Origin of the sequence: Marinobacter sp. (assembly GCF_046484525.1) — a bacterium.
Classification (GTDB): domain Bacteria; phylum Pseudomonadota; class Gammaproteobacteria; order Pseudomonadales; family Oleiphilaceae; genus Marinobacter.
The window spans coordinates 1-25,037 of the sequence record NZ_JAWOIS010000090.1 but is presented as its reverse complement, the minus strand read 5'-3'; the positions used below and the strand labels follow the sequence as shown (position 1 = coordinate 25,037).

Sequence of the window (25,037 nt, the reverse complement as noted above, 5' to 3'; positions counted from 1 at the left end):
TATTGGTTATGGCGGTTTTTGCTTCTCATGCTTTCTTTTTTTGGAACGGCTCAGGACACCTGAACCACGGGGATTTCCTCCGGGTGGCCCGGTGCATTGTGACCACGGCGCTTACCGCGACGCTTGACGATCAGCGGTGGGCACTTGTGGTCATCAAAATAGGTCATCTGGCAATCCAGGCAATAATGGCATTCCATGTAGTTGATGTGCCCGTCCGGATGGATGGCCTGAACCTCACACTCGTGGTCGCAGAGCCGGCAGGGATTGCCGCATTCCTTCCGGCGCTTGAGCCAGTCAAACACCCGCAGTTTGCTCGGCAACGCCAGCGCTGCGCCCAGCGGGCACATGTACCGGCAGAACACCTTTCGGGTGAACAGGTTCACCACCAACAATACAGCGGCGTAGGTGACAAAAGGCCAGCTGCGGTCAAACTTCAGCGTGATTGCGGTTTTGAACGGCTCTACCTCGGCAAGGCGCTCGGCGGTTGCCATGGAGTCCAGCGACACCCCGAACAGCACCAGCAGAATGATGTACTTGATGGCCCACATCCGCTCGTGCACGACGAATGGCACGGTGTACTGGGGTACCTTGAGCTTGCGGGCGATCTCGTTCAGCAGCTCCTGCAAGGCACCAAAAGGACACAGCCAGCCGCAGTAGACCGCCCGCCCCCACAGCAGGATGATGCCGGCCACCACGGCCCAGAGGATGAAAATGACCGGATCGATCAGAAAGGTTTCCCAATTGAACCCGCTGATCAGGCTGTTAACGAACGTCAGCACGTTGACAATGGACAGCTGCCCGAGGGCATACCAGCCAATAAAGAACAGCGTGTAGGTCAGGAAGGCATGGCGGATCCAGCGCATCATCTTCGGCTTCTGCACCAGCCAGTCCTGGAAGAACAGGATAAACAGCAGCACACCGATGCCCAGCCCCAGCACAATGATCTGGAACTCTTTCTGGTACCAAACCTGCACCCACATGGGCTGGGACTCCAGCCATTCTTCCTCGGTAACCACCGGTTCCGGACGGGTGTAGTACTGGTCCGGCAGCTGGTATTCGAGGGGGAATACCTGGAATTCGCTGTCCAGCGGGCCGGTCTGACGTTTGACCGTCAGTTCCAGTGTCCAGGGCGTGCCCGGATCGAAGTTGTATTGCTGGCGAATGATAAAGATCGCCATTTCGGAGAACTCGGGGATATCCTCGGCATAGACATCGCTGAGCCGATAGAAATCCAGATCACGGAAATTGAAGGTGTCACCGAACTGGCGAATCTGGATACGGTCGAAGATGCCGCCGCGCACGTAGCCAGAGCCCTTGAAGGAGTATTTACCATTGGCCATCACGGCAATGGCGTGCTCGCCCGGCTTCAGCTCGGACGTCAGCCACTGGTACTGGCTTTCGCCCAGCAGATTACGGCCTATGGTGGGCGCATCCAGGTAGGCGGTGTACAGGTCGATCAAAGGCCTGTCCCGTTGCCCCTTGCGAGCCGCATTGACCCCTTCGGCCGGCGTGCCCTTGAAGGAATCGTCCACCTGCCCTCTGGTCAGCAGCAGCCGGCGGATGGAACCATCTCCGGTCAGCTCGGTCCAGCTTTTCTGCTCAAAGGCCTGTTTGTCGACGGTGGCCATCGGCGGACGCGCTTTTTCGCCGCCTTCGACCATGCCCAGCTCGACGCCGACACGGTGGGCGGTACGCATGATCACTTCGTTGACGACCATGACCGTGACGGTTGCGCCGGACAGGCCATCGACGGCAACCTTGCGCTCGTTGGAGGTGCCGCCCACGGTGACCCGCTGGTCAGCCTTGAGCCCCGTGTACTGGTCGGTGAAAACGTGCAGTTTGCTCTCGGGAATGCCCACCAGGAGGATGGGCTCGTCATGGTGGATGACCTTGGCGGCCAGGATAGTGCCCTCGGTATCGAGCACCACCATAGCGTTGACCGGCTTACCGGAGTATGCAGGGGTCTGTACGAAATCCAGGGACTGGTAGGCGTAGCCCTTCAGTTCGTCTCCGGCATAAAGTTCCTGAATGGCGCGATTGCCCTCTCTCGGCACTATTTCAGTCACCGACGGCAACGCCTTCTCGATAACCTGCCGGCCTGATACGGGCTCGTACTGGCCCACTGGTATGGCCAGAACGGCAGTACTGACAAGGGTAAGAAGAAATACTGCAAAGCTTCGAACTGCTAAGCCCACGAGAGAGAGCCCCCTATACATCGGTATATCAAAAGCTTGGTAGATTATTGACGGAAAGCAAATACCTCTGATTGCATACACCCTGGAACCAAGCCCACCGGGGCTCGGGTCAGGCCAGGTTGATCGCTTCGCCCTGACCGTTCAGAGGGAGGTAGTTTCCAATGTAACCCATGCGGATGCCCTCTACCATCATGGTCAGGGGCTGCTGAGCCTCATCACTGGAGGGGGCGACGCCTCCGCGACCGGACATGGCAGCTACGAAGACCATATCCCAGGGCTGGCCGGTGGCCTGTGATTCCTGCGCCAAGGCGCTGAAGGCGGGGGCTTCATCCGGGGTTTTGTCGACGCAGATAACCGGGGTCAGCGCCCCGCCTTCACCGCGCTCGAACGCGGCTTTTTCGTCCGCCGAAGCGTCATCCGGCAGCTCGGCGCGGCAGAAGACAAACAACAGGCGCTGGGGCTCGGCCTGTTCACGGGTGACCTGAATAAGATCCTGGTAGTTGCTGATCATGGATTTTCCTTGAAAAAGAGGGGACCTGCCGGGCCTCACGCCTGGCGGGCAATAAGGCGTTCGCCGAGCGAGACGCTGCGAACTTCGTCGCAGACTTCCTCGACTGCCTCGTCACCGTAGCTCTGGCCGTAGTGTTTCTTGAAACCGAATTCGTATAAACGAACGTGCTCCTCCGGTTCCACACCGATGTTTTCCAGACAGGCGCGAGCGCAATGCAGGGGGCAGCCGTCAATCACAGTAATCGGGCGGCCGGACCGGGCGGTTTTCACCAGCGCAGGCACTTTGCCGCCCACCCCGGAGATGCAAGACATCTCGAAGCTGCCTTCGTGGTCCAGACGGACGGCCGCGTTGTTGGCCAGCTGCGCCACGTCGGAGCAGCCGGAGCAGGAATAGATCAGCGGACGTTGCTTTCTCGGTTTCACACATCCTCCTCTGGAAGAGCCTGGAGGCTTCAGGGCAGCAAATTACTGGCTGATTTCAATGAGTCGCCGGGGATCAGAGATAAACAGTTTGCTCCGGTTTACCCGCACAAGTCCATTGGATTTCAGGTCGGCGAGGATCCGTGAGAAAGTCTCCGGTTGCATGGCCAGGCGCGATGCCACCAGGCATTTGGGTAGTGGCAATTCCACTTCACCACCCTGCTCGGGGCCATTGGGCAGCAGGTCGATCAGGTAGCGGATCAGGCGGTCCCGGGCGTTCTGGACGGTCATGATTTCCAGGTCGTGGAAGCGGGTGACGGCGCGCTTGGCGTAGTGGCTCAAGGCAGCCTGGGCGTACTCGGGATGCTGGTCCAGAAGTTCACGGTAGGCCTTGACCGGTATCATCAGCACTTCGCTGGATTTCAGGGCTTCGGCGTAGCAGGCATACCGGGGCGGATCGGCGTAGATCATGACTTCGGCGAAGCAGTCACCCGGGGCGATGCTATCGAGGGTGCGATCAATGCCGGATGAGTCCAGGCGGTACAGGCGCAGGCGGCCGGAGATCACGAAGAAGAAGTGATGTGCGGGCATGTCCTGGCGGTACAACAGCTGGTGGTGGCCAAGACGGAGGCGCCGGGACTGATGAATGAGGCTTTCGAGGTCCCGGGGCCGCAGGTTGCGGAACAGCGGGTGGCTGCGCAGGGCCTCCAGACCGTCGTCGTCAAAGGGTTTGTTGACGGCCACAAGTACGGGTTTGCGGTAGCGGGTGTCGGCTGATTGCATCAGTGCCATGTGTGTTTCCCCCTGCATATACATGCATTAAAAATCTTATTTTAAATAATAGATGCAAACTGGTTGAAAATCGCTCCCCCGATGGGGGTATTCGGGCGGTTATTCCTGAGCAATTGACTTAACTCAAAGATTAGTTTTGCTATCTACTTAAGTGAAATCGGGGCAATGTCTGGACGGAAATTTCTTCCCCAAATAATCACCTGACTGCAACTCGAAGACACTTTGGCTGCGGAGCACAGCCTGGCGGAGACCCGCTGTCCAAAACACGCTCCTTCGGCACCCCTACGGGGTCCAGCCTGCAATCACAGATTGCAGTCGTTCGGCTGTCGCATGAAGCTGCGCTTCATAAGCGCTCGGCCTCACCCATGTGACGCTTGGGCTCCGCCATCCATGGCTCCGCACAGTTTTGGACAGCGGGTCTCCGCCAGTCTCCAAAGCTTGAGCGGAAGTGGTCTCTACTGCATCAGCGGAGAATCTGGCAGTTCCAGATCTACACCTTCAACACCGGTTTCAGCAGCCAGCACTTGCAGATACTGCCGGAACGCCCTTCTCGTCACGCTTTCGCTCAGGTACTGGCGGATCTGGGGCTTTACGTGCTCATAAGGCAGTTGCTCACCGTCGATGCGCTGATCGACGCGGACGATGTGCCAGCCGTAGCGGGTCTCGATCAGTTCCGGGTTCAGGCCTTCCTGGAGGCTGAGGACCGGGCGTTCGAATTCTTCCACGGTCTGGCCTTTGCTGATCTGGCCGAGGCTGCCGCCCTGATATCGGGATTCGCAGGCGGAGTACTGTTTGGCCAGTTCGGCGAACTGTGAGCGCCCGTCCAGGAGGGCTGAGAGCAGTTGGCGACCGGCCTCTTCCTGGCGGATGCGTTCCTGGACGTCGTCCGGAGCGGCGGCGAGGAGGATGTGGCTGACGGCCATCAGTGTCGGGCTGCGGAAGCGGACCGGGTTGGCGGCGTAGAAGCGTTCGCAGTCTTCCTCGGTGGGGTCCGGGACGTTGAGTTCCAGTTCCAGGACGCGGGCTATGCGGTCTTCCTCCTCGGGAATGTCGTCCAGCTTCAGGAGCGCGGCCTGCTGCAGGAGCAATTCGCGGATGACGAGGCTTCTGGCGGCTTCGTGCCAGGCCTCGGCGACTTCTTCCGCCGGGTGGTGCTGCATTTCCCGGGCGATGTCGTCTTCCGGAATCCGCGTTTCGCCCACATAGACCGGCGGGAACTGGTTTCTGGGCTTGTCGGCTTCGCCGGTAGGAATCAGTTGCATGGAGCTAACCTCGTTGGTGAACCTGAACCTGGGATCAGATGAAAGCCTTCATCTGATCCCTTCTTCACAAACAATCCCAGGGGGTGGCCCGGAACTCGGGGTCAGATGAAGGCTTTCATCTGACCCCACTTTCACCGTCACCCCACTCCCATCAGGCCCGCTTGCGCACCACCTGGTACTTCCGTCCGAAATACTCCACCGGCACGCTGAGCATGTGCACCAGGCGGGTGAACGGGAACAGTACGAAGATTGTCAGGCCCAGGAAGATGTGGGTCTTGTAGATCCAGTTCACGTCCGCAATGTAGTCCGCTACACCAGAGCCCTGCAGGGTGAAAATCCCCTGCGCCCAAGCGGAGAACTTGAGCATGGTGCTGCCGTCCAGGTGGCCCATGGTGGGCAGGATGGTGAGCATGCCAAGGATGAGCTGGACCACCAGGATGATGATGATCATGTTGTCGGCGAAGGTGCTGCTGGCCTGGACTCGCGGGTCGGTCATGCGGCGCCAGGCGAGCATTCCGCCGCCAATGATCGCCATGATGCCGGCGATGCCGCCGACCACGATGGCCATGACCTGCTTCTGGCCCGGAGTGATGATCCACTCATAGGCCCAGTGTGGGGTGAGCAGACCCACCAGGTGGCCAAAAAAGATCACCAGTACGCCTACGTGGAACAGCACGGAGGCCATTACCATGTTTTTCTTGCGCAGCATCTGGCTGGAATGAGCCTTCCAGGTGAACTGGCCATGGTCATAGCGCGCCCAGGTACCGACAAACAGTACGACCAGGGCGATGTAGGGGTAGACCCCGAACAAGAGTGTATTGATATAGGACATTGTCTTTTCCTCCTGCGCCTCAGGCGCGCCCTGCCGGACGGGGTGTAGCGTCCGTCATCAGCTGATCACTCAGGTGAATGGTCTGGGTCTGTTCCAGTTCCCGGCGGCGCTGTCCAACCACGCTGCCGGTGCTGCAGGAACTGCCCTGGTCATCCACGAATTTCACCATTTCCTCTTCCCAGACCTTGTCCAGGGCTTCTGGGGTGTCGTCACGCTCTTCCGAGGCCACAATCTTTGCCAGTTCCTGACGGTCGGTCTTGCGACCGGACAGAACCAGCAGGGAATCCATGGCCACGTGATAGAAGCTTTGGCGCTGGAACAGACGCTCGCCCAGCAGGCCCAGGATGTGGTGGATGTCCTCAAGCCAGTTCTGGATTTCCTCCCACGGGCGGGTGGAGAGGTACTCCAGGAACAACGGCAGGTAGTCCGGCAGTTCCCGGGCATCGATCTCCAGCCCGTTGCGACGGTACTCTTCCATCAAATCCACCATGGCCTGGCCGCGGTCCCGGGATTCGCCGTGGACGTGTTCGAACAGCAGCAGGGAGGTCGCCCGGCCCTTATCGAAGATACCCACGTAGTCTTCCTGCAGGTCCATCAGGTCGCCGTCACACAGCCGTTCGAGGCAGGTGAGCAGTTGATCCTTATTCTGCCGGGGCAGCCGGCTGTCCTCGAGGACAGCGGCTACCAGTGCGTCCTTGGAGGCCTGAAGTTCTTCTGTCGGGTATTCCAGTACCCGTGCCAATACTTTGAGAAGTTGCATCTTGGCCTCCTTATTCCTGCAGCTGTTTCGGGTCAACCTGCTTCACGGTAGCCAGCTTGCTCACCATGCTGGTGGTCTGCTTCTTGCCACCGAACAGGCTGAAGTCGCTGTCGCCACCGCTGCAGCCGTCACCAAAGCTGAACCCGCAGCCACCTCGCTCGGCATAGGCAGTCGCGTCCGGGAAGGCTTCCTTGGCCAGCTCGCGGTGGCTGGTCGGGATCACGAAACGGTCCTCGTAATTGGCGATCGCCAGGTAGCGGTACATTTCGTCGGCCTGTTTCTTGGTCAGACCTGCCTCTTCCAGAGCCCGCAGGTCTTCCTTGCCGTCCACGGTCTCGGCTCGCTTGTACAGACGCATAGCCATGATCCGCTTGAGCGCCAGAACGATGGGCTTCTCATCACCGGCAGTCAGCAGGTTTGCCAGATACTTGACCGGGATCCGCAGGCTTTCGATCTTCGGCAGTACGCCGTCAAACTCGACCTTGCCAGCTTCAGCGGCAGATTGGATCGGGCTAAGCGGCGGCACGTACCAGACCATCGGCAGGGTGCGGTATTCCGGGTGCAGCGGCAGGGCCAGTTTCCAGTCCACCGCCATCTTGTACACCGGGCTCTGCTGGGCGGCTTCAATCACGTTCATCGGAATGCCGTCTTTCTTTGCCTGCTCGATCACTTTCGGGTCGAACGGGTCCAGGAAGATTTCGAGCTGCTTCTCGTACAGTTCGTGCTCGCCCGGGGCGCTGGCCACTTCCTCGATGCGGTCTGCATCGTACAGCAGCACGCCCAGGTAGCGGATACGGCCTACACAGGTCTCGGAGCACACGGTCGGCATACCGGCTTCAATCCGTGGGTAGCAGAAGATGCACTTCTCGGATTTACCGGTTTTCCAGTTGAAGTAGATCTTCTTGTACGGGCAGCCGGAGACACACATCCGCCAGCCGCGGCACTTGTCCTGATCGATCAGGACGATGCCGTCTTCCTCACGCTTGTAGATGGCACCGCTCGGGCAACTGGCAACACAGGCCGGGTTAAGGCAGTGCTCGCACAGACGCGGCAGGTACATCATGAAGGTGTTTTCGAACTGGCCGTAGATGTCCGCCTGGATTTGATCAAAGTTCTTGTCCTTGCGGCGCTTGGCGAACTCGGTACCCAGGATTTCTTCCCAGTTCGGGCCCCACTCGATCTTCTTCATGCGCTCGCCGGAGATCAGCGAACGTGGACGGGCGATCGGCTGATCCTTGCTGTCACTGGCGGTGTGCAGGTGCTGGTAGTCGAAGTCAAACGGCTCGTAGTAGTCGTCGATTTCCGGCAGGTCCGGGTTGGCGAAGATGTTCGCCAGTACCCGGAAGCGGCCGCCGATTCGAGGCTGGATCTTGCCAGAGCGGGTGCGCATCCAGCCGCCCTTCCACTTGTCCTGGTTCTCCCACTCTTTCGGGTAGCCAATACCGGGCTTGGTCTCGACGTTATTGAACCATGCGTATTCCATGCCTTCGCGGCTTGTCCATACGTTTTTGCAGGTGACGGAACAGGTGTGGCAACCAATGCACTTGTCCAGGTTCAGCACCATGCCGACTTGGGAACGGATTTTCATTTTACAGCCTCCTGAGCATAGTCATTTCCTTCACCGTCGAGCCAGTCCACGTTCTTCATCTTGCGGACCACCACAAACTCGTCCCGGTTGGAACCTACGGTGCCGTAGTAGTTGAACCCATAGGAGTACTGGGCATAGCCGCCGATCATGTGGGTCGGTTTCGGACACACCCTAGTGACCGAGTTATGGATACCTCCACGGGTGCCGGTAATCTCGGAACCCGGGATGTTCACCAGGCGCTCCTGGGCGTGGTACATCATCACCATGCCGGGCATGACCCGCTGGCTCACGACTGCCCGGGCCGCAATGGCACCGTTGACGTTGAAGAGTTCGATCCAGTCGTTGTCTTCCACACCAATTTCTTTGGCATCGTCCTCACTCAGCCACACGATCGGGCCACCGCGGGACAGGGTCTGCATCAGCAGGTTTTCACTGTAGGTACTGTGGATACCCCATTTCTGGTGCGGGGTAATCCAGTTCAGCGCCTTCTCGGGGTTGCCGTTGGCTTTCTTGCCAATCATCGGCGCCGCCGCCTTGGTGTTGATCGGTGGCCGGTACACCAACAGGCTCTCACCGAAGGCCCGCATCCACTCGTGGTCCTGGTAGAACTGCTGGCGGCCGGTCAGGGTTCGCCAGGGGATCAGCTCATGGACGTTGGTGTAACCGGCGTTGTAAGACACGTGTTCGTCTTCCAGACCAGACCAGGTCGGGCTGGAGATGATCTTGCGCGGCTGCGCCACGATGTCCCGGAAGCGGATTTTCTCCTCTTCCTTGTTGGTGGCCAGGTGGGCGTGATCCAGCCCGGTGATATCGGACAACGCCTGCCAGGCTTTTACGGCCACCTGGCCGTTGGTTTCCGGCGCCAGGGTCAGAATCACTTCTGCCGCATCAATGGCGCTTTCAATCTTCGGACGACCCGCGTTGGCACCCTCAAGGTGGGTGTAGTTGAGGTCCTTCAGGAAGTTGACTTCCTTCTCGGTGTTCCAGTTGATGCCCTTGCCGCCATTACCCAGCTTGTCCATCAGCGGACCGAGGGAGGTGAAGCGGGCGTAGGTATTCGGGTAGTCCCGCTCAACGCTGATGAAGCTGGGCGCCGTCTTGCCCGGAATCAGGTCGCATTCGCCCTTTTTCCAGTCCTTCACCTCGAACGGCTGGCCCAGCTCGGCCGGCGCGTCGTGCAGTAACGGCAGGGTGACCACGTCTTTCTCGACACCCAGGTGGCCCTCGGCCGCCTTGGAGAAGGACTTGGCGATGCCCTTGTAGATCTCCCAGTCACTGCGCGCTTCCCATGCCGGATCGGTGGCAGCGGTCAGCGGGTGGATGAACGGGTGCATGTCGGAGGTATTCAGGTCGTTCTTCTCGTACCAGGTCGCGGTTGGCAGAACGATGTCGGAATACAGACAAGTGGTGGACATACGGAAGTCCAGGGTTACCAGCAGGTCGAGCTTGCCTTCAGGCGCCTCGTCATGCCACTTGACCTCCTGCGGCTTGGCACCGCCTTCCACACCCAGGTCCTTGCCCTGCAGGCCGCTCTTGGTGCCCAGCAGGTACTTGAGCATGTACTCGTGGCCCTTGCCGGAGGAACCCAGCAGGTTGGAGCGCCAGATGAACATGTTGCGAGGGTGGTTTTCCCTGGCGTCCGGATCTTCACAGGCGAACGCCAGGGAGCCGTCCTTCAGGGACTGGGTCACGTACTCCGCCACTTCCAGCCCGGCCTTCTCGGCTTCGGCGGCGATGGTCAGCGGGTTGCGGTTCAGCTGCGGAGCGGAAGGCAGCCAACCCATGCGCTCGGCACGCACGTTGAAGTCGATCAGGCTGCCACCGAATTTGGACTTGTCCGCCAGCGGCGACAGGATCTCGTCCACGCCCAGCTTCTCATAACGCCACTGGCCGGAGTGTGCGTAGTAGAAGGAGGTGCCGTTCATATGGCGAGGCGGACGTTGCCAGTCCAGACCGAAGGCCAGCGGCTGCCAGCCTGTCTGCGGACGCAGTTTTTCCTGGCCAACGTAGTGGCTCCAGCCACCACCGCTCTGGCCCACACAGCCACACATGATCAGCATGTTGATCAGACTGCGGTAGTTCATGTCCATGTGGTACCAGTGGTTCATACCGGCACCGACGATGACCATGGAGCGACCCTTGGTCTTGTTGGCGTTGTCGGCGAATTCACGGGCAATGCGGATCACTTTCTCGGCCGGTACGCCGGTGATTTTTTCCTGCCATGCCGGGGTGTAGGGCTTCACTTCGTCGAAGGAAGTTGCGCCGTCGTCGTCACCCAGGCCGCGGCTGATGCCGTAGTTGGCAACCATCAGGTCATAGACGGTAACCACACGCCCCTCGGAACCATCCGCCAGCTTGATCTTGCGGGTACCCAGCTTGTGCTTGAGGATGTCCTTGATCTCGACGTGCTGGAAATGGTCGTGCTCGATACCGCCAAAGTACGGGAATGCGACATCGACGACTTCGTCGTTCTTCTCGACCATGGACAGCTGCAGGCTGACTTCTTTGTTCTTGGCAGTCTGCTTCAGGTTCCACTTGCCTTTCTCGCCCCATCGATAGCCAATGGAGCCGTTCGGGGCAGTCAGTTCGCCTGTGCTTTCGTCAATGGCGATGGTTTTCCATTCCGCGTTATTTTCTTCACCGAGACCATCAACCAGATCACTGGCGCGCAGGAAGCGGCCCGGCACGTAGCTGCCGTCGTCTTTTTCTTCCAGCATGACCAGGTACGGCATGTCGGTGTAGCGGCGAACGTAATCGGTGAAGTACTCACTGGGCTGGTCAACGTGGAATTCCTTGAGGATCACATGCCCCATGGCCATGCCCAGTGCCGCGTCGGTGCCCTGCTTCGGGTTCAGCCACTCGTCGGACAGCTTGGACACTTCCGCGTAGTCCGGAGTGATAGCAACAGTCTTGGTGCCCTTGTAGCGGACTTCAGTGAAGAAGTGGGCATCCGGGGTCCGGGTCTGGGGTACGTTGGAGCCCCAGGCGATAATGTAGCCGGAGTTGTACCAGTCCGCGGATTCCGGAACGTCAGTCTGCTCACCCCAGGTCTGCGGCGAGGACGGAGGCAAATCGCAGTACCAGTCGTAGAAGCTCAGGCAGGCGCCTCCAATCAGTGACAGGTAACGTGCGCCGGCAGCGTAGGACACCATGGACATGGCGGGAATCGGAGAGAAACCGATGATGCGGTCTGGGCCCGCCTTCTTCGCGGTGTAGACGTTGGCGGAACCGATAAGCTCGTTGACCTCGTCCCAACTGGAACGGACAAAGCCACCCATGCCCCGGCGGGGCTTGTACTCGGCGGTTTTCTTCGGGTCCTCGACGATGGAGGCCCAGGCCTCCACCGGATCGCTATGCTGGGCCTTGGCGGCACGCCAGAGCTTCATCAGGTGCTTCCGCATCAGCGGGTACTTCAGCCGATTGGCGCTGTACATGTACCAGGAATAGCTTGCACCGCGGGGACAGCCGCGGGGCTCGTGGTTGGGCAGATCCGGGCGGGTGCGCGGGTAGTCGGTCTGCTGGGTTTCCCAGGTCACCAGACCGTTCTTGACGTAGATCTTCCAACTGCAGGAGCCGGTGCAGTTTACGCCGTGAGTGGAACGCACAATCTTGTCGTGCTGCCAGCGCTGGCGGTAGGCGTTTTCCCAGTCACGGTTGACGTCATGGGTTTCGCCGTGGCCGTTGGCGAACGGCTCGCGCTTCTTCCTGAAGTAGTTCAGTTTATCGATCAAATGACTCATGGTCTCTCTCCGGATCGGTTTCCGATGTGGAACCATTGTGGAATAGAGAAACCCTGAAATCTGCGTGGTTACTACTACATAACCCGGTTCTACCACCGTGGTGGTAGGTGATCTATATCCCCGGGTGGAGAAGGCTCATACGCTCGTGCTCGCGGCTGTCCCGGGAGAACAGGAACAGACAGCTGCACAGAAGGAGGAAGAGGATCATGAACACGGCGCTGCGGATCCCCAGCCAGTGGTTCACCGCGCCGAAAACGACCGGCAGGACAAAGGCAACCAGACTGGCCGCAACCAGCAACAGGCCCGCCACAAACGCCGCGACTGACCGGTTACCGAGGATCACCAGACGCTGCAGGCTGCCCATGGCGCAACCAAGAGCCACGCCCAGCACCACAACAAACGCGCCTTCCATCATCAATGGCAGGGCAAACTCCAGTTGAATGGTCTCATCCACCCCCCGAATGAAGAGCGTCATGGGCGGGTATGACAGGACAAAAAGCGAGACCAGGCAAAGCAGGAGTGAACGACTGATCACCCGCCCACTGCCGAAACGGTCGGACAACCCGCCCCCGACAACCTGCGCCAGGGCACCGGGTATGACGAACCATTGAGCCAGACTGGCGCCGGTCTGCACGGGCAGGTTGAACTGGGAGGCCAGGTAGTCCGGTAACCACAGCGCCAACGCGAAAAAACTGCCGGCCACCACACCGAAATAGGCACCCAGGTGCCAGGTTCGATGATGCCTGAGCTGGCGCAACAATATCCGTACCGAGGTTTCACTGCCTGGCTCGGCCCGGGAATCCTCGGGGGATGTCAGCAGCATCAATAACGCCAGGACCAGGAGCAAAACAATCAGGTAGGCGACCGGTACGCCATGCCAGGAAAATGCCTCATGGACTAACGGGACCAGGTAATAATTGAAGCCCGCCCCGGTCACGCCGGCACCAAAGATACCCAGCACCAGCCCCAGCCTTCGGGGTTCGCAATGGCCAGTCACGAATTGCAGTCCGGCGCTGTAGAACCCTCCCGCCAGGCCTAGGCCACTGGCGACAACCAGATAACCGGTATAGGTATCAGCAGTGAGCATGAAAACCATGCACAGGGCCAGGCCGGCCAGGCAGAACAACATGACATTCCTGGCCCCGAACTTGCGGGCAGCCAGGCCAGCAGGTACCGCCAACAATGCGCTGACTGCCATGGGCACTGCCAGCAGAATACCGAACTGGAGGCTGGACAGTTCCAGTTCCGCCCGCAAATGCACCCCGGCCACTGCAAACAGCGTCCAGCACCCGGCAGCAACGACAAAGCCGAACAACGCCAGGGGCAACACTACCCACAGCGACGCCAGCGTATCGTCATCCGGATCCATGTATACGGTCATAGCCTTAACCTTTGATAACCTGACTTTTAGTCTCATCTTTTGATCCACAAGGGGTCAAAGACTATGATGGGTTACCAACCATCGGGGTAATTGACTATCCTCAAGGAGGTATCGCAGACGGTGAAGAGAGTTCATAATTGAGGGCCCCTCCGGCAAACTTTCGACAAGGCGTCGTGCAACTGACAGCATGAAATCCAGAAGCCCCCTAGTTAACCGCATCGCCATCATCGTTGGCACCATCGTGCTGACAGCAGTTGTCAGCATGGCGACCACACTTGCGGTATCCAAGAGTATCGAGGGCAACGCTACTGCCATAAACCTGGCCGGGGCCCTCCGCATGGGAGCGTTCAACCTGCTGTCTCATGCGGCGGCAACCGGCCCCCATATGTACAATGAGCAAGGTCTGGCCGGCATGATGGACGAGTACGGCGAAAAACTCTCTGATGCCACCATCCTCCGAGCCCTGCCCCAGGCCGTCGATCATCCTTTGAGTGCGCAGTACCAGAGCATTCTTGACACCTGGCGGAACGCACTGCGGCCAGCCCTGGAAAATCACCCGGCCGGTGCACCAATCACGCCAGCCATGCTCGACACCGCAGAAAACTATGTGGCAGATGTCGATACCATGGTGAGTATGCTCGAGCAGCGAACGGAAGCACGGATCGACCTGCTCCACTTGATCCAGATCATCAGCCTGGTGTTCTCCATCCTGATCGTGATCGCTCTGTTTCTGGACCTCAAGAACCGGGTGCTGCGGCCACTGCGCAAGCTGGTGGGCATTGCCACGGCGGTGGGCGAGCAGGACTTCTCCCACAAGGCGAAGCTGAAAGGCTCGGATGAACTGGCCCAGCTGGGACAGGCCTTTGACCAGATGACCAGCGAACTCGCCCTCACTTACTACGAACTGGAAGAGCGGGTCCGGTCCAAGACCGAGGAGCTGGAGAAGAGCCATTCCGCGCTCCAGCTGCTGCATTCCGCCAGTCGCAACCTGTTTTCCAACCACGATCTGTGTAGCGGGGCTGTCCCCATGTTGCAGGATCTCGAGCAGTTACTCGGCATTGGTCCGATTCACCTGTACCTTCATGACCGGGAGTCCGCGGGACCGGTGAGAGCCGTAACCACGGCCACCAAGGAGCGGCCGTTCTATTGCCGTGATCACCATTGCAACGCCTGCCTGGTAACGCCGGAGGTCTATGATGACCTGCCATTGGAGAACAACGATGGCCGGCGCCTGCTGTTGCCGATCCGGACACCGGGCATGTTGTTGGGAACTCTGGAAGTCTGGTATCCGAGTGAGAAAGGGCTGTCCGAAACCGCCCGCAGGCTGCTTGAAACCCTGGGCGACCAACTGGCCACGGCCATCTACCTGGAGCGCCAGATCACCGAGGAGCAGCAACTGACCCTGGCAGAAGAACGCACCGTGATCGCCCGGGAACTGCATGATTCCCTGGCCCAGTCCCTCTCCTACCTGAAGATGCAGGTAGCCCGCCTGCGGCGACTCAACATCGAGGGCCCCCAGAAGAAAGCGCACGACGCAATCCTGGATGAGCTCAGTACCGGTCTGAACAGCGCCTACCGGCAATTGCGGGAACTGCTGGCCACGTTCCGTCTGAAACTGGACACCCCGGACCTGGCGACCGCCCTGAGAAAAACCATTGACGAATTCAGTGAGCGGCTGGGCAAACCGGTGGAACTCCGCTACAACCTGCCGCCCCAGACCCTGTCGCCAAATGAAGAGATCCATACCCTTCAGATCGTCCGGGAAGGACTGGCCAATGCGGTCAAGCATGCGGACGCCACGGAGATCTCCGTGGATGTGATGTTCGAATCGCCACAGGTCAAGGCCCGGATCCGGGACAACGGAAAGGGCCTGCCCGGCGGCCACCAGCCAGTGAATCACTACGGCCTGATCATCATGCAGGATCGTGCCCGAACCCTGGGCGGACAGGTAAATGTGCAAAATCGGGATGAAGGCGGTGTGGAAGTCACGCTAACATTCGTTCCCAAGAGCAGGAACCTGATTCCAACTGAAGTTTCCAGTGCCTGAATAAAAGAGAGAGACAATGCCTGAATCACCCGCAAGTATTTTGCTGATCGACGATCACCCACTGCTGCGCCAGGGCATCAAGCAGCTGGTGGACATGGAAGACGACATGGAAGTGATCGGGGAGGCAAGCAATGCCGCCGATGGCGTCCGCATGGCCACTGAACTGGAGCCGGACCTGATCCTCATGGATCTCAACATGCCAGAGATGGATGGCATCGAGGCCCTGAAGAAGCTGCGGGAACAGAACGTGAGCTCCCGCATCGTGATGTTCACAGTCTCCGATCAGGAAGATGACGTGGTGGCCGCCCTGCGCGCGGGCGCCGATGGCTACCTGCTCAAGGACATGGAACCCGAGGAAATGATCGCCCAACTCCATCACGCTGCGGTTGGCAAAATGGTCATCAGCGACCGCCTGACGACCCTCCTGGCCCAGGCTCTGCGATCCAACAAGCCCCAGCAGGCAGCGAGACCGGACTTCGACAGCCTGACGCCCCGAGAAAAGGACATCCTGCGCCTGATTGCCGAAGGCCTGTCCAACAAGATGATCGGCCGTAAACTCGACATCAGCGACGGCACCGTCAAGGTGCACGTCAAGCACCTGCTCAAGAAGCTCAATCTGCGCTCACGGGTGGAAGTGGCCGTCTGGGCCGTGGAAGAGGGCTTGCACCGCTGATGCACCCCGGGGGTCGGAAGAAAGCCTTCTTCTGACCCCTCTTTCATTTTACCCCCGCCACCCTGAGTTATATCAAAGCCCCCCAACCAGTTTTCCTCTACCCTGCTCCCGTCCAAGATAACGGAGCCGACCATGCACCTCTCGTTACCCAAACTGCCACCGCTCCCCGTACACCACCCGTTGCTGAGCCAGTCCTTGGCGGTACTCCGGGAATACCTGCCCTCCCCCGCCCCGGTGCTGGGTGCCATCGACCAGAGCATTCCCATGCCGGTCAAACAACTGGCAGCCGAAGCCCCACTGAATCGACTATTCACCGAAGCCATGGTCGATGGCGAGTTCGATGATTTCGAAGGCCGCCGGATCCGCCTCGAACTCAACGGGGGGCACCCGGGCATAACCCTGGGTTTCTGGTCAGGCAGGCTAAGAGTGGTCGAAGGGCCAGGGGAAGCCACCATCCGTGGCTCCCTATCGGCCTTCCGAACCCTGGCCGAGCGGCGTCAGGACCCGGATCAGCTCTTCTTCCAGCGGCGCCTGGTCATTGAGGGGGACACCGAGCTGGGGCTTGCGCTGAAGAACCTGCTGGATGGCCTGGAGTGGAATGTCAGCCTTCGGAGCATCCTGTTGCCGGGCGCCTGAACCTGCTCCCGGGCCTCTTCGAGAGACAGCCCACCCCTCACCGCCTTGACAGTAGGTGCCATACGCCGATCCGATTCCAGAATGTGAAATGCCAGCCACCGAGTCAGATAGTCGAAGAGTTGTGAGAGCCTTTCCTCTTTCGAGCCATGACGCTGCTTAAGCGTCTGAATCTTGGCAAAAAACATCTGATGGGCATCATGATGGTTTCTGGCCATGCCCGATTCGCCAAGCGCTTCCTTCCAAATCTTTTCCTCATGCTTGAAATGGTAAGCTGCTTATGAAAGCAGCTCGTCCAGTACATGATCACTGTTCAGAATAATGCATAAAGGTTCATCGGGAATTGCCCAAAGTCAGGACCCTCCAGCTCGAGTTTCCCGCCGCCCGGGGTATGACCGCAAAGGCAACTGGCCGGCTCAGATCAGCCCCAGCTCAAGGCGTGCTTCCTCATCAAGGCTGTCATAGCTCCACGGAGGATCAAACACGATGTCCACTTTTGCGCCTTCGACGTAGGGAACTTGCAGCAACTTGTCTTTCACGTCACCAGCGATAATGTCGCCCATGCCGCAGCCTGGTGACGTCAGGGTCATTTCAACACGGACAAGATGCTTGTCCTGGTCAATGTCCAGTTCATAGATGAGTCCAAGGCCGACGACATTCACGGGGATTTCCGGGTCATAAACCAGTCGCAGCGCATCCCAACATTGCTGGTCACTGATCTGCCCGTCTTCTGGTGGCTCGAACAGGATGGCATCTGACTGAAAGCCAAGCTGTCGTGTAACCTCCGGAGAAAGACGGTACAGATTGCCCTTGTAATTAACGGTGAAACTGCCACCTAGCGCCTGGGTTATGGAAACAGTCGCTCCCTCTGGAAGGGTGGTCGGATTTCCGTGTGGCACCTGCAAGGCTTCACACTCCTGAGACAGAGCGAAAGTCTTGGGTGGTTTTGCCGGTTTTTTCGAGTTCGGTGCCTTGATCGTCAGGCACTGGAGCTTGCCCTGCCCCTGAACACCAATCTCCATGTCCCGAAGATAGGGTAAACTTGACTCATCGAAATACAATACCAGTTTATCAAACTCTTTCCGGACATCCCCGGCCGACTCCTCACCCGGCGGGCAAAAGGCAAGGCATGTCTCGGCATGCTGAGTCCCCCCCTTATCCACGTATACACGTGCTGCCATCCCGGAAACTTTCTGCTTTGCCAGCAAGGACATCAGATAGTCTCGGGCCTCAGGTGTCACTTCAGCGTTGATGTCCACGAGTCACTCCCTCTTCTGCTCTGAGTTTCTCCTGTTGCCTCTTTAGCTGGTTAGTTTTGCACTCATTACTGACAAGATCCAGCCACCTCAGGTGCTGACGCCAGATCTCATCTTTAATACGTTCAGGCTTTTTGCAAACCATGATTATGTCCTCACCGGAATTATAGGTTTATTTCACCAGATATATTCGGTCATAAGACAAAAAGGCAAGAATCAAGCCACATCCCAAAAACCGCTCAAATATAAATACTCAGACATTTGGACCCAGGATTTGAAAGCCGGCATGCCCCTCCTTTCAAGACTAAGACTGTCATGATGACAACAGCTGCTCAAGAAGCGCCGTGTCAAAAGAACAACATCGCTGGCGCAAAATCAGTTATTTGGATTATTTTCCTGAATTAACAGCCGGTCAGTCTTGGCATAAAAACTGCTTAATTAGTCATGCGAGGCTCCTATGGCTTATAAAACCAAAGTGTACGAGGTACTCAGGTCATGCTGGACATAACAGATTCACTCGATTCCCTTACCCCCGACGACATCCAGGCCGATGGACCGGCAAATTTGGAAGATACCGATCTGAGATCACATACGACGGGGTCACCCTGGAGCATCTGGGACCTGATTTCTCTTTCGGATTTATCAACATTCTTTCGAGCTGGGGAGCTGATTACACGACTTAACGAGAGCCCTAAGGCACTTTATGTGGTGGGCAGCGGAGCGGTGAAAAGCTTTTATTATGACGTCAGCGGCAATGAGTGTATCACTGCATTTTATCTTCCTGGTGAGATCTTCGGGCTGGAGGGATTCAACCGCAAGAACCAGTCAACTGCCCACCAGATGTTGTCGACGGGCCATTTATTCCGGGTACCGTACAGTGAAATTTTTCACACACTCAATAAAAGTACCGATTTTCAGAAATACATTCTGGAAGTGATCAGCCATGAAATGTTCGAAGCCAGGAGAATGTCTGTAATCAATGGCCATTACACTGCAGAAGTCCGACTTGCCTATTTCTTATTGAACTTATGGACAAGAATAGACCCAATAAGAGCGGAGTCTAACTTCAGCATGCCAATGACAAGAGTTGCAATCGGTAATTTCCTTGGATTAACGCCCGAAACTATCAGTCGCTGCCTTGCTATATTCAAAAAGAATAGCTGGATAGAAACACGAGGAAGAGAAGTCAAGCTGACGGATATTGACAGTTTAACTCATACTGTAACCGGAATCCCGGTCTGACATCAGGAAACTTCATGTCCCTTAACGGAAAGATCCCGGCCTGGAGTCTCAACAGGATTGTTGTAATGATAACTGAGCATTCAATAACGGATAACATCCGAGAATCAGGTCGTGAAGATCTGCCAGGTGACTTTGCAATGTGGTTATTTATCCTTATGGAATTAACCGTATTTGCCATATTCTTTATCAGTTTCGCAACCATGCAGAGTCTTTACCCGGTCATATTCGGGACTGGGAAATCTTCGCTCCACCCAGTGGCGGGCCTGATATGTACACTGGCACTGATTACCAGCAGCTATTTTGTGGCTCTGGCGGGAATCCGGTTGCAGCAGGGAAATAAATCTCGCTGTAGCCTGTTTCTGGCGGCAGCGCTAATGGCAGCAACGGTCTATCTGATCACAAAATTCTGGGAATACTCGCAACTGATCCAGGCCGGATACGATCTGTCGACCAATACGTTCTACACACTCTATTTTTTTATAACGTTTTTCCACTTGATGCACGTTGTCCTGGGTATGGTGATTCTGGGTTACATGCTCCACCGCACCCTTCAGGGCGCTTATGCAACAGGGGAACATTCAGGTTTCGAATCCGGCGGCTCATATTGGCACATGGTTGACCTGGTCTGGATCATACTTTTCCCCACCATTTACGTAATCCACTAGAACTGAATTCATGGGAGTGGCTGAATGAGTACACTGACTATCAAGGCAACCAATTCCTGGCTGATCCTCATGTCCCTGACACTGCTATCGCTGGCCGCCTCCGAATGGATAAAGAACCCGGCCCTGATGATCCTGTTCGTCGTCTTGGCCTTGATCATCAAGGGTCGAAGTATTGTCGACATTTTTATGGGTCTGAATACCGCACCCGTTGTCTGGCGCCGGCTCCTGCTCAGCTATGTCATAGTGGTTCCCGCAATCGTCGGTGCAGTTATTGTGTGGCTGTGAATTGCAGGTAGCCCACGAAAATTCCAACCAGTGATGTCATGGCAAAGAAATAGCCCGTTACAATCCAGCGAGTGATCGGCGCAGCATGCCGTAGGCCCATAAAGTCCCGTATGATCCAACGTCCCTTAAGAAGAACAACCAGACAGATGAAAAAGGTTGCCATGACAGAAGGGGGGCCGGACTCGCCAACCACAACACTAAGTAGCGTAAGTCCGACCAGTCCCAGCCATACCAGATTTGTCCTTTCCGATTTCTTCTTTCCTGCGTCAAAGCTCTGTGTTGTTTGCTGCATGGAGTTATCTCAAGACGTAGATTAAGGGAAAAATGAGAACCCAGACCAGATCAATCATGTGCCAGTAGCTGGCGGCCCCTTCCAGGCCGTCGTGAGAGTCGACAGTGTAATGACCCAGGGCGGCCAATACAGCGGTGCCGAGGATGGTAAAGCTACCGATGACAACATGAAGGAAGTGATTGAACATCAGATAGTAATAAGTGGCGAAAAAATAGTTGGTACGGGCTGTGATGCCTCTTGCTTCATTCCACTGGTATTCCCAAGCCTTGACCAGACAATAGGTCACGCCGGCACCGACCGTGCACAGTAACCAGATTACAGTGCGACGCTGCGCTCCCCGTTTGATTGCCTGGACTGCCCGGGCTACAAAGAAACTGCTCGTGAGCAACACAAGGGTATTGAGAAAGCCAGCCAGGGTGTTCAGTTGTAAGGGGCCTTCACGGAATTCCTCCGGAAAGTAGAGTTTGGCAACCAGAAATGCGAGAAAGAAGAAAGCGAATTCCGTCAGTTCCGCATAAATGAAAATCCATACAGCGGTACTGCCCGGCGTGTGGCTCTTTGTCCGGGGAACGTCAGGTCCGCTGAAAAGCTCAAGCGTCGTCATTCAGCCGCTCCTCAGAAGTGCGCGTCGACCAACCTCAGCAGCGGATGCCGAGTTGTCGGTTCATCTGTCAGTGGTTCGATCACGCAATACAAGCAGGCTGTTCGGGCGGGACAGCCACTTTTGAGCATCTTCCCGGCGTAGATCAGTAGCCGGGTCGAGACAGCTGCCGTAAGGTCGATATCAGTCAGCCGGCGAATATCCGTCGCCAGTTTGACGAGTTGCCCAGCGGTGGCCTCATCAATGCCTGTTTCATGTGCAACGATCGCTGCCTCTACCGAGGGCTCCGGGTAATCAAAACTCATGGCAACGAACCGTTGTCGGGTGCTGGGTTTCAGCCCCTTGACCATATTCTGGTACGAGGGGTTATAGGAGACCACCAACATAAAATCCTCATGAGCGGTCAGTGTTTCGCCGGTTCGCTCCAGATGAACGGTTCGCCGGTGATCCGACAGCGAATGTAAAGCAACAGTCGTGTCCTTGCGGGCTTCAATGATTTCGTCGAGGTAGCAGATCCCCCCTTCACGGGCAGCCCGGGTTAGCGGGCCATCCTGCCAGTAGGTCCCCTCGGGGCCGATGAGGTGTCGTCCCAAGAGATCCGCAGCGGTTAAATCATCGTGACAGGAGACGGTATAGAGAGGTCGCCCCAGTTTTTCTGCCATATGCTCAACAAAGCGTGTCTTGCCACAGCCTGTCGGGCCTTTGATCAGCACTGGCAAACGGTGCTGAACCGCATATTGAAATATTTCACATTCATCATTCTGGATCTGGTAATAATTATGGCTATTCATGACCACCTCAAAATCAGTGAGTTGATACGTTCAGGTATATCCGTGGCAGTACTTTCGGGAGCTGGGTGGGATCATTGACTACGGCAAAACCATCGCGGCCAAACAGGTAGGGCAGGTAATCATGGCCGCGTTCATCCACCGTGACACAGTAAGGTGTTATTCCCAGCTGCTGGGCTTCGATAATCGCCTGCCGGGTGTCTTCAATCCCGTAGCGCCCTTCATATTGATCCAGGTCGTTGGGCTTGCCGTCACTGATCAGCAACAACACGCGGTGAGCCTGGGGCTGCATCTCCAGGATCCGAGTGGACTGCCGGATTGCCGCCCCCATACGGGTATAGAAACCAGGCTTGATTCGGGCAATTCGGCCACGTACCAGGTCGCTGTATGGTTCACCAAAGTTTTTCATTAACTGGTAGCGAACATGGTTGTTGCGCACGGAGGAGAAGCCATAGATGGCAAACTCATCCTGTGTCTGATTCAGACCCTCCGCCAATACCATCAGACTGTCGCGGATTACATCAATCACCTGGCAGTCGTCATTCACGTAGCCCTCGGTCGACAAGGATAAGTCGGCCAGGATCAGGCAGCAGAAATCACGATGGGTCTGCCGTCGATCCAGAAAGAAATTCTGTCTGGAGGCATCCCTGAACGGTCTGCTGTAGTCATCAAGCCAGGCATCAAGATCAAGGTCCTGGCCTTCGGGCTGGGCTCGGAGCACGGAGCGCTCGAGCCCCAGCAAAGAGAACTGCCGCTTGACTTCCTCACTGGTTTGCCTGAGTTGTGACGGTAAAGTGACTGGCTCAGGATCGTCGGCCAGAAGGGGCTGTAACAGACAGATATCAGGACGCAACCGACTTTGTCTGTAGTGCCATTCGGGCAGGCGGATGCCCGGCCCAAGGCAGAGTTCATCGTTTTCTGCAGCCGGCAGGTCCAGATCAAACTTCACTTTCGCCGCGGTAGCTTTGCGCTGACGTGAAACCGTAATCAGGTCGATGTCATTGGCGATCTGCTCAAAATTATCATCGCTGTCCTCATCCTGACAGCGATCAAGATTGATCTGTTCGGTCCAGCTCATGAGACTGTCGGGCAGGAACACCAGCAAGCCATCCGTTTCATGCTCATCATCGATTCGCTGCGCCTGTTTGCGTTGCTGCAGGGTTTGTTGTTCGGACGAGCGTTCTTCCGCTTCAGAGTCCGGCCCGGATCTGGCTGTGCTGACGGGCACGCTGAACAGGTTCGGCGGTGTGGGGTACAACCATAGCCAGACTGGAAAGCAGTCAAATTCCGATGATGGCAGATCAGCCAGCAGTCCCGGATTTCGTAATGCCTGGACAACCGCGAGTTCCTGGCGCCGGAGATCTTCGGGAAGATCCTCCGTTGACGGCCTCATAGCCATCAGTTCGGCCACAAGCTCCTTATACTGCCTGTTGAGGCCGGGATAAGACGATGTCAATGCCAGGGCGGCCTGCTGATTGTCCCGAAACCAGTTACTGACCTGTGGCAGGCGGGCGGCCATCGCCACCAGCCAGTAATAGAGCGATGTATTGAGCCGGGGGGACGAGAATACCGCCAGTGAAGCTGGCAGACGCACGCTGCGGTCGTCCTGCCATGGCAGGGCAAAACGCTGATGGCTGCCGGCGACACGCTGCATACCCGTTCGCCTGAGCCGGACCTTTCGGGCATCGGCAGGCTCCAGGGTTTTGCCCGGCGCGCCGCCCAGCGCCCGATAATAGAGCGTAAGCTCCGCCTGTAGATCCGTGAGATTGACCGATGCGCTGGTAAAATCAGAGGTCACCTGCCGGGTAAGCCAGCGGTCCCAGATCTTGCCGATAAATTCTTCCATAGTTGCTCCCCGAGGTATGTTGGCGCCCCTCACCCGAACCCGCCCAAACAACCGGGTCGCAGGCAGGGGCAGCCAGCCGTTTACCTGATTACGTCACTATGAAGTTTGCGGCAGGGCTGCGCCGTCCTCAGCGCGAGCAGTCTCCCGGCCAACGAAGAAGCTGGCGAAATAGGCAACCAACCCGAGAGCGAACACGACACCGAAGCCAAGTCGAGCCCAATATACGCCCACCAATTCGCCTTGCGTGGCCATAAAGCTGAGCGCCTCGCCTGATTCTGGCACCCGCTGCAGCGCAACCTGCCAGGCACCGGCGACCGTCAGCGCCAGGGTAATGCCAACCATGCTGATGCACATGGCCCAGAAACCGAACTTTTCCACTTTCTGGGCGGCCAGCGGGTTCCCCTGAGGGCGGCCCCGGAGGATCGGCATGGCATAGGAAATAATACACATCACGATCATCGCATAGGCACCGAAGAAGGACAGGTGGCCATGGGCAGCAGTTATCTGCGAGCCGTGGGTGTAGTAATTAACCGGAGCCAGGGTATGAAGAAAGCCCCAGACACCGGCGCCAAGGAAGGCCATCACCGAGCAACCGAGGGCCCAGGTCACAGCGACCTGATTGTGGTGCGTGCGGCGACGCTCCTTGACCACCTTGAACGCAAACAGCACCATCATGAAGAAAGGCACCGGCTCCAGCGCAGAGAATACCGAACCCAGCCAGAGCCAGTATTCGGGCGCACCAATCCAGAAATAGTGATGGCCCATTCCGATCAATCCGGAGATCAAAGCCATTGCGATAATCAGGTACAGCCATTTTTCAATGTATTCACGATCGACGCCGGTGACCTTGATCAGAACAAAGGCCAGAATCGCACCGAGAATCAGCTCCCACACACCTTCAACCCAAAGGTGTACGACAAACCACCAGAAATATTTGTCCAGTGTCAGGTTGGCCGGGTTGTAAAACGAGAACAGGTAGAAAACCGCCAGCCCGACCAGACCGGTGATCAGAACCATGTTTATAACGGTCTTCCGTCCTTTAAGAATGGTCATTCCGATATTGAAGACTTCGATCAAACGCTCCTGCCCGACCTCTATCGAGAATGGCTGGACCTGCTCCGACGACGTGACGCCCGTCAGTATGGGCACGACGCCTTCGACTGTGCCTCCGGCGCCCTGGCAGGTGAACCGGAGCCTCAAGATGCCCGTGCTCGGCCCGATGGGCACGA

The 25,037-nt window shown here is 57.3% G+C and carries 22 protein-coding genes; 6 read left to right on the top strand and 16 right to left on the bottom strand.

Annotated features, from left to right (window positions below; genetic code table 11):
• Positions 1-50 precede the first annotated feature (50 nt).
• The 10 genes from nosR to R6W86_RS18015 form a co-directional block, all read right to left on the bottom strand.
• A complete protein-coding gene (gene nosR / locus R6W86_RS18060; protein WP_410330733.1) occupies positions 51-2,216 on the bottom strand; it encodes a transcriptional regulator NosR in 2,166 nt (721 codons plus the stop codon).
• An 88-nt stretch (positions 2,217-2,304) separates the two neighbouring features.
• Positions 2,305-2,706 (bottom strand): ribonucleotide reductase subunit alpha, encoded by a 402-nt coding sequence (locus R6W86_RS18055; protein WP_410330732.1) that lies wholly within the window; start codon positions 2,704-2,706, stop codon positions 2,305-2,307.
• Between the two features lie 35 nt (positions 2,707-2,741).
• Positions 2,742-3,128, bottom strand: coding sequence for a putative zinc-binding protein (locus R6W86_RS18050; protein WP_410330731.1), 387 nt, complete (start codon positions 3,126-3,128; stop codon positions 2,742-2,744).
• Positions 3,129-3,170: 42 nt separating this feature from the next.
• Complete coding sequence (locus R6W86_RS18045) at positions 3,171-3,917, bottom strand: Crp/Fnr family transcriptional regulator (RefSeq protein WP_410330730.1); 747 nt, start codon at positions 3,915-3,917, stop codon at positions 3,171-3,173.
• Between the two features lie 455 nt (positions 3,918-4,372).
• Positions 4,373-5,179 carry a peptidylprolyl isomerase gene (locus R6W86_RS18040; RefSeq protein WP_410330729.1) on the bottom strand — a complete coding sequence of 269 codons (807 nt, stop codon included), beginning with the start codon at positions 5,177-5,179 and terminating at the stop codon, positions 4,373-4,375.
• 151 nt (positions 5,180-5,330) lie between these two features.
• Positions 5,331-6,011, bottom strand: coding sequence for a respiratory nitrate reductase subunit gamma (gene narI / locus R6W86_RS18035; RefSeq protein WP_410330728.1), 681 nt, complete (start codon positions 6,009-6,011; stop codon positions 5,331-5,333).
• A gap of 19 nt (positions 6,012-6,030) precedes the next feature.
• Positions 6,031-6,771 carry a nitrate reductase molybdenum cofactor assembly chaperone gene (narJ, locus tag R6W86_RS18030; protein ID WP_410330727.1) on the bottom strand — a complete coding sequence of 247 codons (741 nt, stop codon included), beginning with the start codon at positions 6,769-6,771 and terminating at the stop codon, positions 6,031-6,033.
• A gap of 10 nt (positions 6,772-6,781) precedes the next feature.
• Complete coding sequence (gene narH, locus R6W86_RS18025) at positions 6,782-8,359, bottom strand: nitrate reductase subunit beta (protein ID WP_410330726.1); 1,578 nt, start codon at positions 8,357-8,359, stop codon at positions 6,782-6,784.
• Positions 8,356-12,099: a nitrate reductase subunit alpha gene (locus R6W86_RS18020; protein WP_410330725.1), complete on the bottom strand. Its 3,744-nt coding sequence runs from the start codon at positions 12,097-12,099 to the stop codon at positions 8,356-8,358. The genes narH and R6W86_RS18020 overlap by 4 nt, the downstream gene beginning before the upstream one ends.
• Positions 12,100-12,211: 112 nt before the next feature.
• Positions 12,212-13,480 carry an MFS transporter gene (locus R6W86_RS18015; RefSeq protein WP_410330724.1) on the bottom strand — a complete coding sequence of 423 codons (1,269 nt, stop codon included), beginning with the start codon at positions 13,478-13,480 and terminating at the stop codon, positions 12,212-12,214.
• 187 nt (positions 13,481-13,667) lie between these two features.
• Between R6W86_RS18015 and R6W86_RS18010 the strand changes: the two genes are divergently transcribed.
• The 3 genes from R6W86_RS18010 to R6W86_RS18000 all read left to right on the top strand — a co-directional run bounded on the left by R6W86_RS18010 (position 13,668) and on the right by R6W86_RS18000 (position 16,836).
• A complete protein-coding gene (locus R6W86_RS18010) occupies positions 13,668-15,527 on the top strand; it encodes a histidine kinase (protein ID WP_410330723.1) in 1,860 nt (619 codons plus the stop codon).
• A gap of 16 nt (positions 15,528-15,543) precedes the next feature.
• Positions 15,544-16,200 carry a two-component system response regulator NarL gene (gene narL / locus R6W86_RS18005; RefSeq protein WP_410330722.1) on the top strand — a complete coding sequence of 219 codons (657 nt, stop codon included), beginning with the start codon at positions 15,544-15,546 and terminating at the stop codon, positions 16,198-16,200.
• Positions 16,201-16,332: 132 nt separating this feature from the next.
• Positions 16,333-16,836, top strand: a complete 504-nt coding sequence (locus R6W86_RS18000; protein ID WP_410330721.1) for an SCP2 domain-containing protein — start codon at positions 16,333-16,335, stop codon at positions 16,834-16,836.
• 413 nt (positions 16,837-17,249) lie between these two features.
• Here R6W86_RS18000 and R6W86_RS17995 read toward each other — a convergent pair whose 3' ends face one another.
• Positions 17,250-18,092 (bottom strand): iron-sulfur cluster assembly protein, encoded by an 843-nt coding sequence (locus R6W86_RS17995; RefSeq protein WP_410330720.1) that lies wholly within the window; start codon positions 18,090-18,092, stop codon positions 17,250-17,252.
• 492 nt (positions 18,093-18,584) lie between these two features.
• Between R6W86_RS17995 and R6W86_RS17990 the strand changes: the two genes are divergently transcribed.
• Genes R6W86_RS17990 through R6W86_RS17980 form a run of 3 tightly spaced genes read left to right on the top strand, consistent with a single transcriptional unit; the run spans position 18,585 to position 20,281 of the window.
• Entirely contained in the window at positions 18,585-19,331 is a 747-nt protein-coding gene (locus R6W86_RS17990) for a Crp/Fnr family transcriptional regulator (protein WP_410330719.1), read from the top strand.
• 14 nt (positions 19,332-19,345) lie between these two features.
• Complete coding sequence (locus R6W86_RS17985; protein WP_410330718.1) at positions 19,346-19,996, top strand: cytochrome c oxidase subunit 3 family protein; 651 nt, start codon at positions 19,346-19,348, stop codon at positions 19,994-19,996.
• 24 nt (positions 19,997-20,020) lie between these two features.
• Positions 20,021-20,281: a cytochrome C oxidase subunit IV family protein gene (locus R6W86_RS17980; RefSeq protein WP_410330717.1), complete on the top strand. Its 261-nt coding sequence runs from the start codon at positions 20,021-20,023 to the stop codon at positions 20,279-20,281.
• On the opposite strand, the gene R6W86_RS17975 is transcribed toward R6W86_RS17980, so the two are convergent.
• The 5 genes from R6W86_RS17975 to R6W86_RS17955 form a co-directional block, all read right to left on the bottom strand.
• Positions 20,265-20,573: a cytochrome C oxidase subunit IV family protein gene (locus tag R6W86_RS17975; protein ID WP_410330716.1), complete on the bottom strand. Its 309-nt coding sequence runs from the start codon at positions 20,571-20,573 to the stop codon at positions 20,265-20,267. The genes R6W86_RS17980 and R6W86_RS17975 overlap by 17 nt on opposite strands.
• A 4-nt stretch (positions 20,574-20,577) precedes the next feature.
• Positions 20,578-21,177, bottom strand: coding sequence for a cytochrome c oxidase subunit 3 family protein (locus R6W86_RS17970; RefSeq protein ID WP_410330715.1), 600 nt, complete (start codon positions 21,175-21,177; stop codon positions 20,578-20,580).
• A gap of 11 nt (positions 21,178-21,188) precedes the next feature.
• On the bottom strand, positions 21,189-21,965 hold the full coding sequence (locus R6W86_RS17965; RefSeq protein WP_410330714.1) for a CbbQ/NirQ/NorQ/GpvN family protein: 777 nt from the start codon (positions 21,963-21,965) through the stop codon (positions 21,189-21,191).
• 13 nt (positions 21,966-21,978) lie between these two features.
• The gene (locus R6W86_RS17960) at positions 21,979-23,808 is read right to left on the bottom strand and encodes a nitric oxide reductase activation protein NorD (protein WP_410330713.1); all 1,830 of its coding nucleotides are present in this window, start codon (positions 23,806-23,808) and stop codon (positions 21,979-21,981) included.
• 96 nt (positions 23,809-23,904) lie between these two features.
• The coding region (locus R6W86_RS17955) for a cbb3-type cytochrome c oxidase subunit I (protein ID WP_410330712.1) at positions 23,905-25,037 on the bottom strand (1,133 nt) is incomplete at its 5' end.

Excerpts from the sequence above, each read along its gene's own strand:
- narJ (WP_410330727.1), bottom strand. The coding sequence starts at position 6,771 with ATGCAACTTCTCAAAGTATTGGCACGGGTACTGGAATACCCGACAGAA.
- narH (WP_410330726.1), bottom strand. The coding sequence starts at position 8,359 with ATGAAAATCCGTTCCCAAGTCGGCATGGTGCTGAACCTGGACAAGTGC.
- R6W86_RS17965 (WP_410330714.1), bottom strand. The coding sequence starts at position 21,965 with ATGAATAGCCATAATTATTACCAGATCCAGAATGATGAATGTGAAATA.
- R6W86_RS18020 (WP_410330725.1), bottom strand. The coding sequence starts at position 12,099 with ATGAGTCATTTGATCGATAAACTGAACTACTTCAGGAAGAAGCGCGAG.
- R6W86_RS18045 (WP_410330730.1), bottom strand. The coding sequence starts at position 3,917 with ATGGCACTGATGCAATCAGCCGACACCCGCTACCGCAAACCCGTACTT.
- nosR (WP_410330733.1), bottom strand. The coding sequence starts at position 2,216 with ATGTATAGGGGGCTCTCTCTCGTGGGCTTAGCAGTTCGAAGCTTTGCA.
- R6W86_RS17985 (WP_410330718.1), top strand. The coding sequence starts at position 19,346 with ATGTCCCTTAACGGAAAGATCCCGGCCTGGAGTCTCAACAGGATTGTT.
- R6W86_RS18015 (WP_410330724.1), bottom strand. The coding sequence starts at position 13,480 with ATGACCGTATACATGGATCCGGATGACGATACGCTGGCGTCGCTGTGG.
- R6W86_RS17975 (WP_410330716.1), bottom strand. The coding sequence starts at position 20,573 with ATGCAGCAAACAACACAGAGCTTTGACGCAGGAAAGAAGAAATCGGAA.
- R6W86_RS18000 (WP_410330721.1), top strand. The coding sequence starts at position 16,333 with ATGCACCTCTCGTTACCCAAACTGCCACCGCTCCCCGTACACCACCCG.
- R6W86_RS18055 (WP_410330732.1), bottom strand. The coding sequence starts at position 2,706 with ATGATCAGCAACTACCAGGATCTTATTCAGGTCACCCGTGAACAGGCC.
- R6W86_RS17990 (WP_410330719.1), top strand. The coding sequence starts at position 18,585 with ATGCTGGACATAACAGATTCACTCGATTCCCTTACCCCCGACGACATC.
- narI (WP_410330728.1), bottom strand. The coding sequence starts at position 6,011 with ATGTCCTATATCAATACACTCTTGTTCGGGGTCTACCCCTACATCGCC.
- R6W86_RS17980 (WP_410330717.1), top strand. The coding sequence starts at position 20,021 with ATGAGTACACTGACTATCAAGGCAACCAATTCCTGGCTGATCCTCATG.
- R6W86_RS17970 (WP_410330715.1), bottom strand. The coding sequence starts at position 21,177 with ATGACGACGCTTGAGCTTTTCAGCGGACCTGACGTTCCCCGGACAAAG.
- narL (WP_410330722.1), top strand. The coding sequence starts at position 15,544 with ATGCCTGAATCACCCGCAAGTATTTTGCTGATCGACGATCACCCACTG.
- R6W86_RS18010 (WP_410330723.1), top strand. The coding sequence starts at position 13,668 with ATGAAATCCAGAAGCCCCCTAGTTAACCGCATCGCCATCATCGTTGGC.
- R6W86_RS18040 (WP_410330729.1), bottom strand. The coding sequence starts at position 5,179 with ATGCAACTGATTCCTACCGGCGAAGCCGACAAGCCCAGAAACCAGTTC.
- R6W86_RS17960 (WP_410330713.1), bottom strand. The coding sequence starts at position 23,808 with ATGGAAGAATTTATCGGCAAGATCTGGGACCGCTGGCTTACCCGGCAG.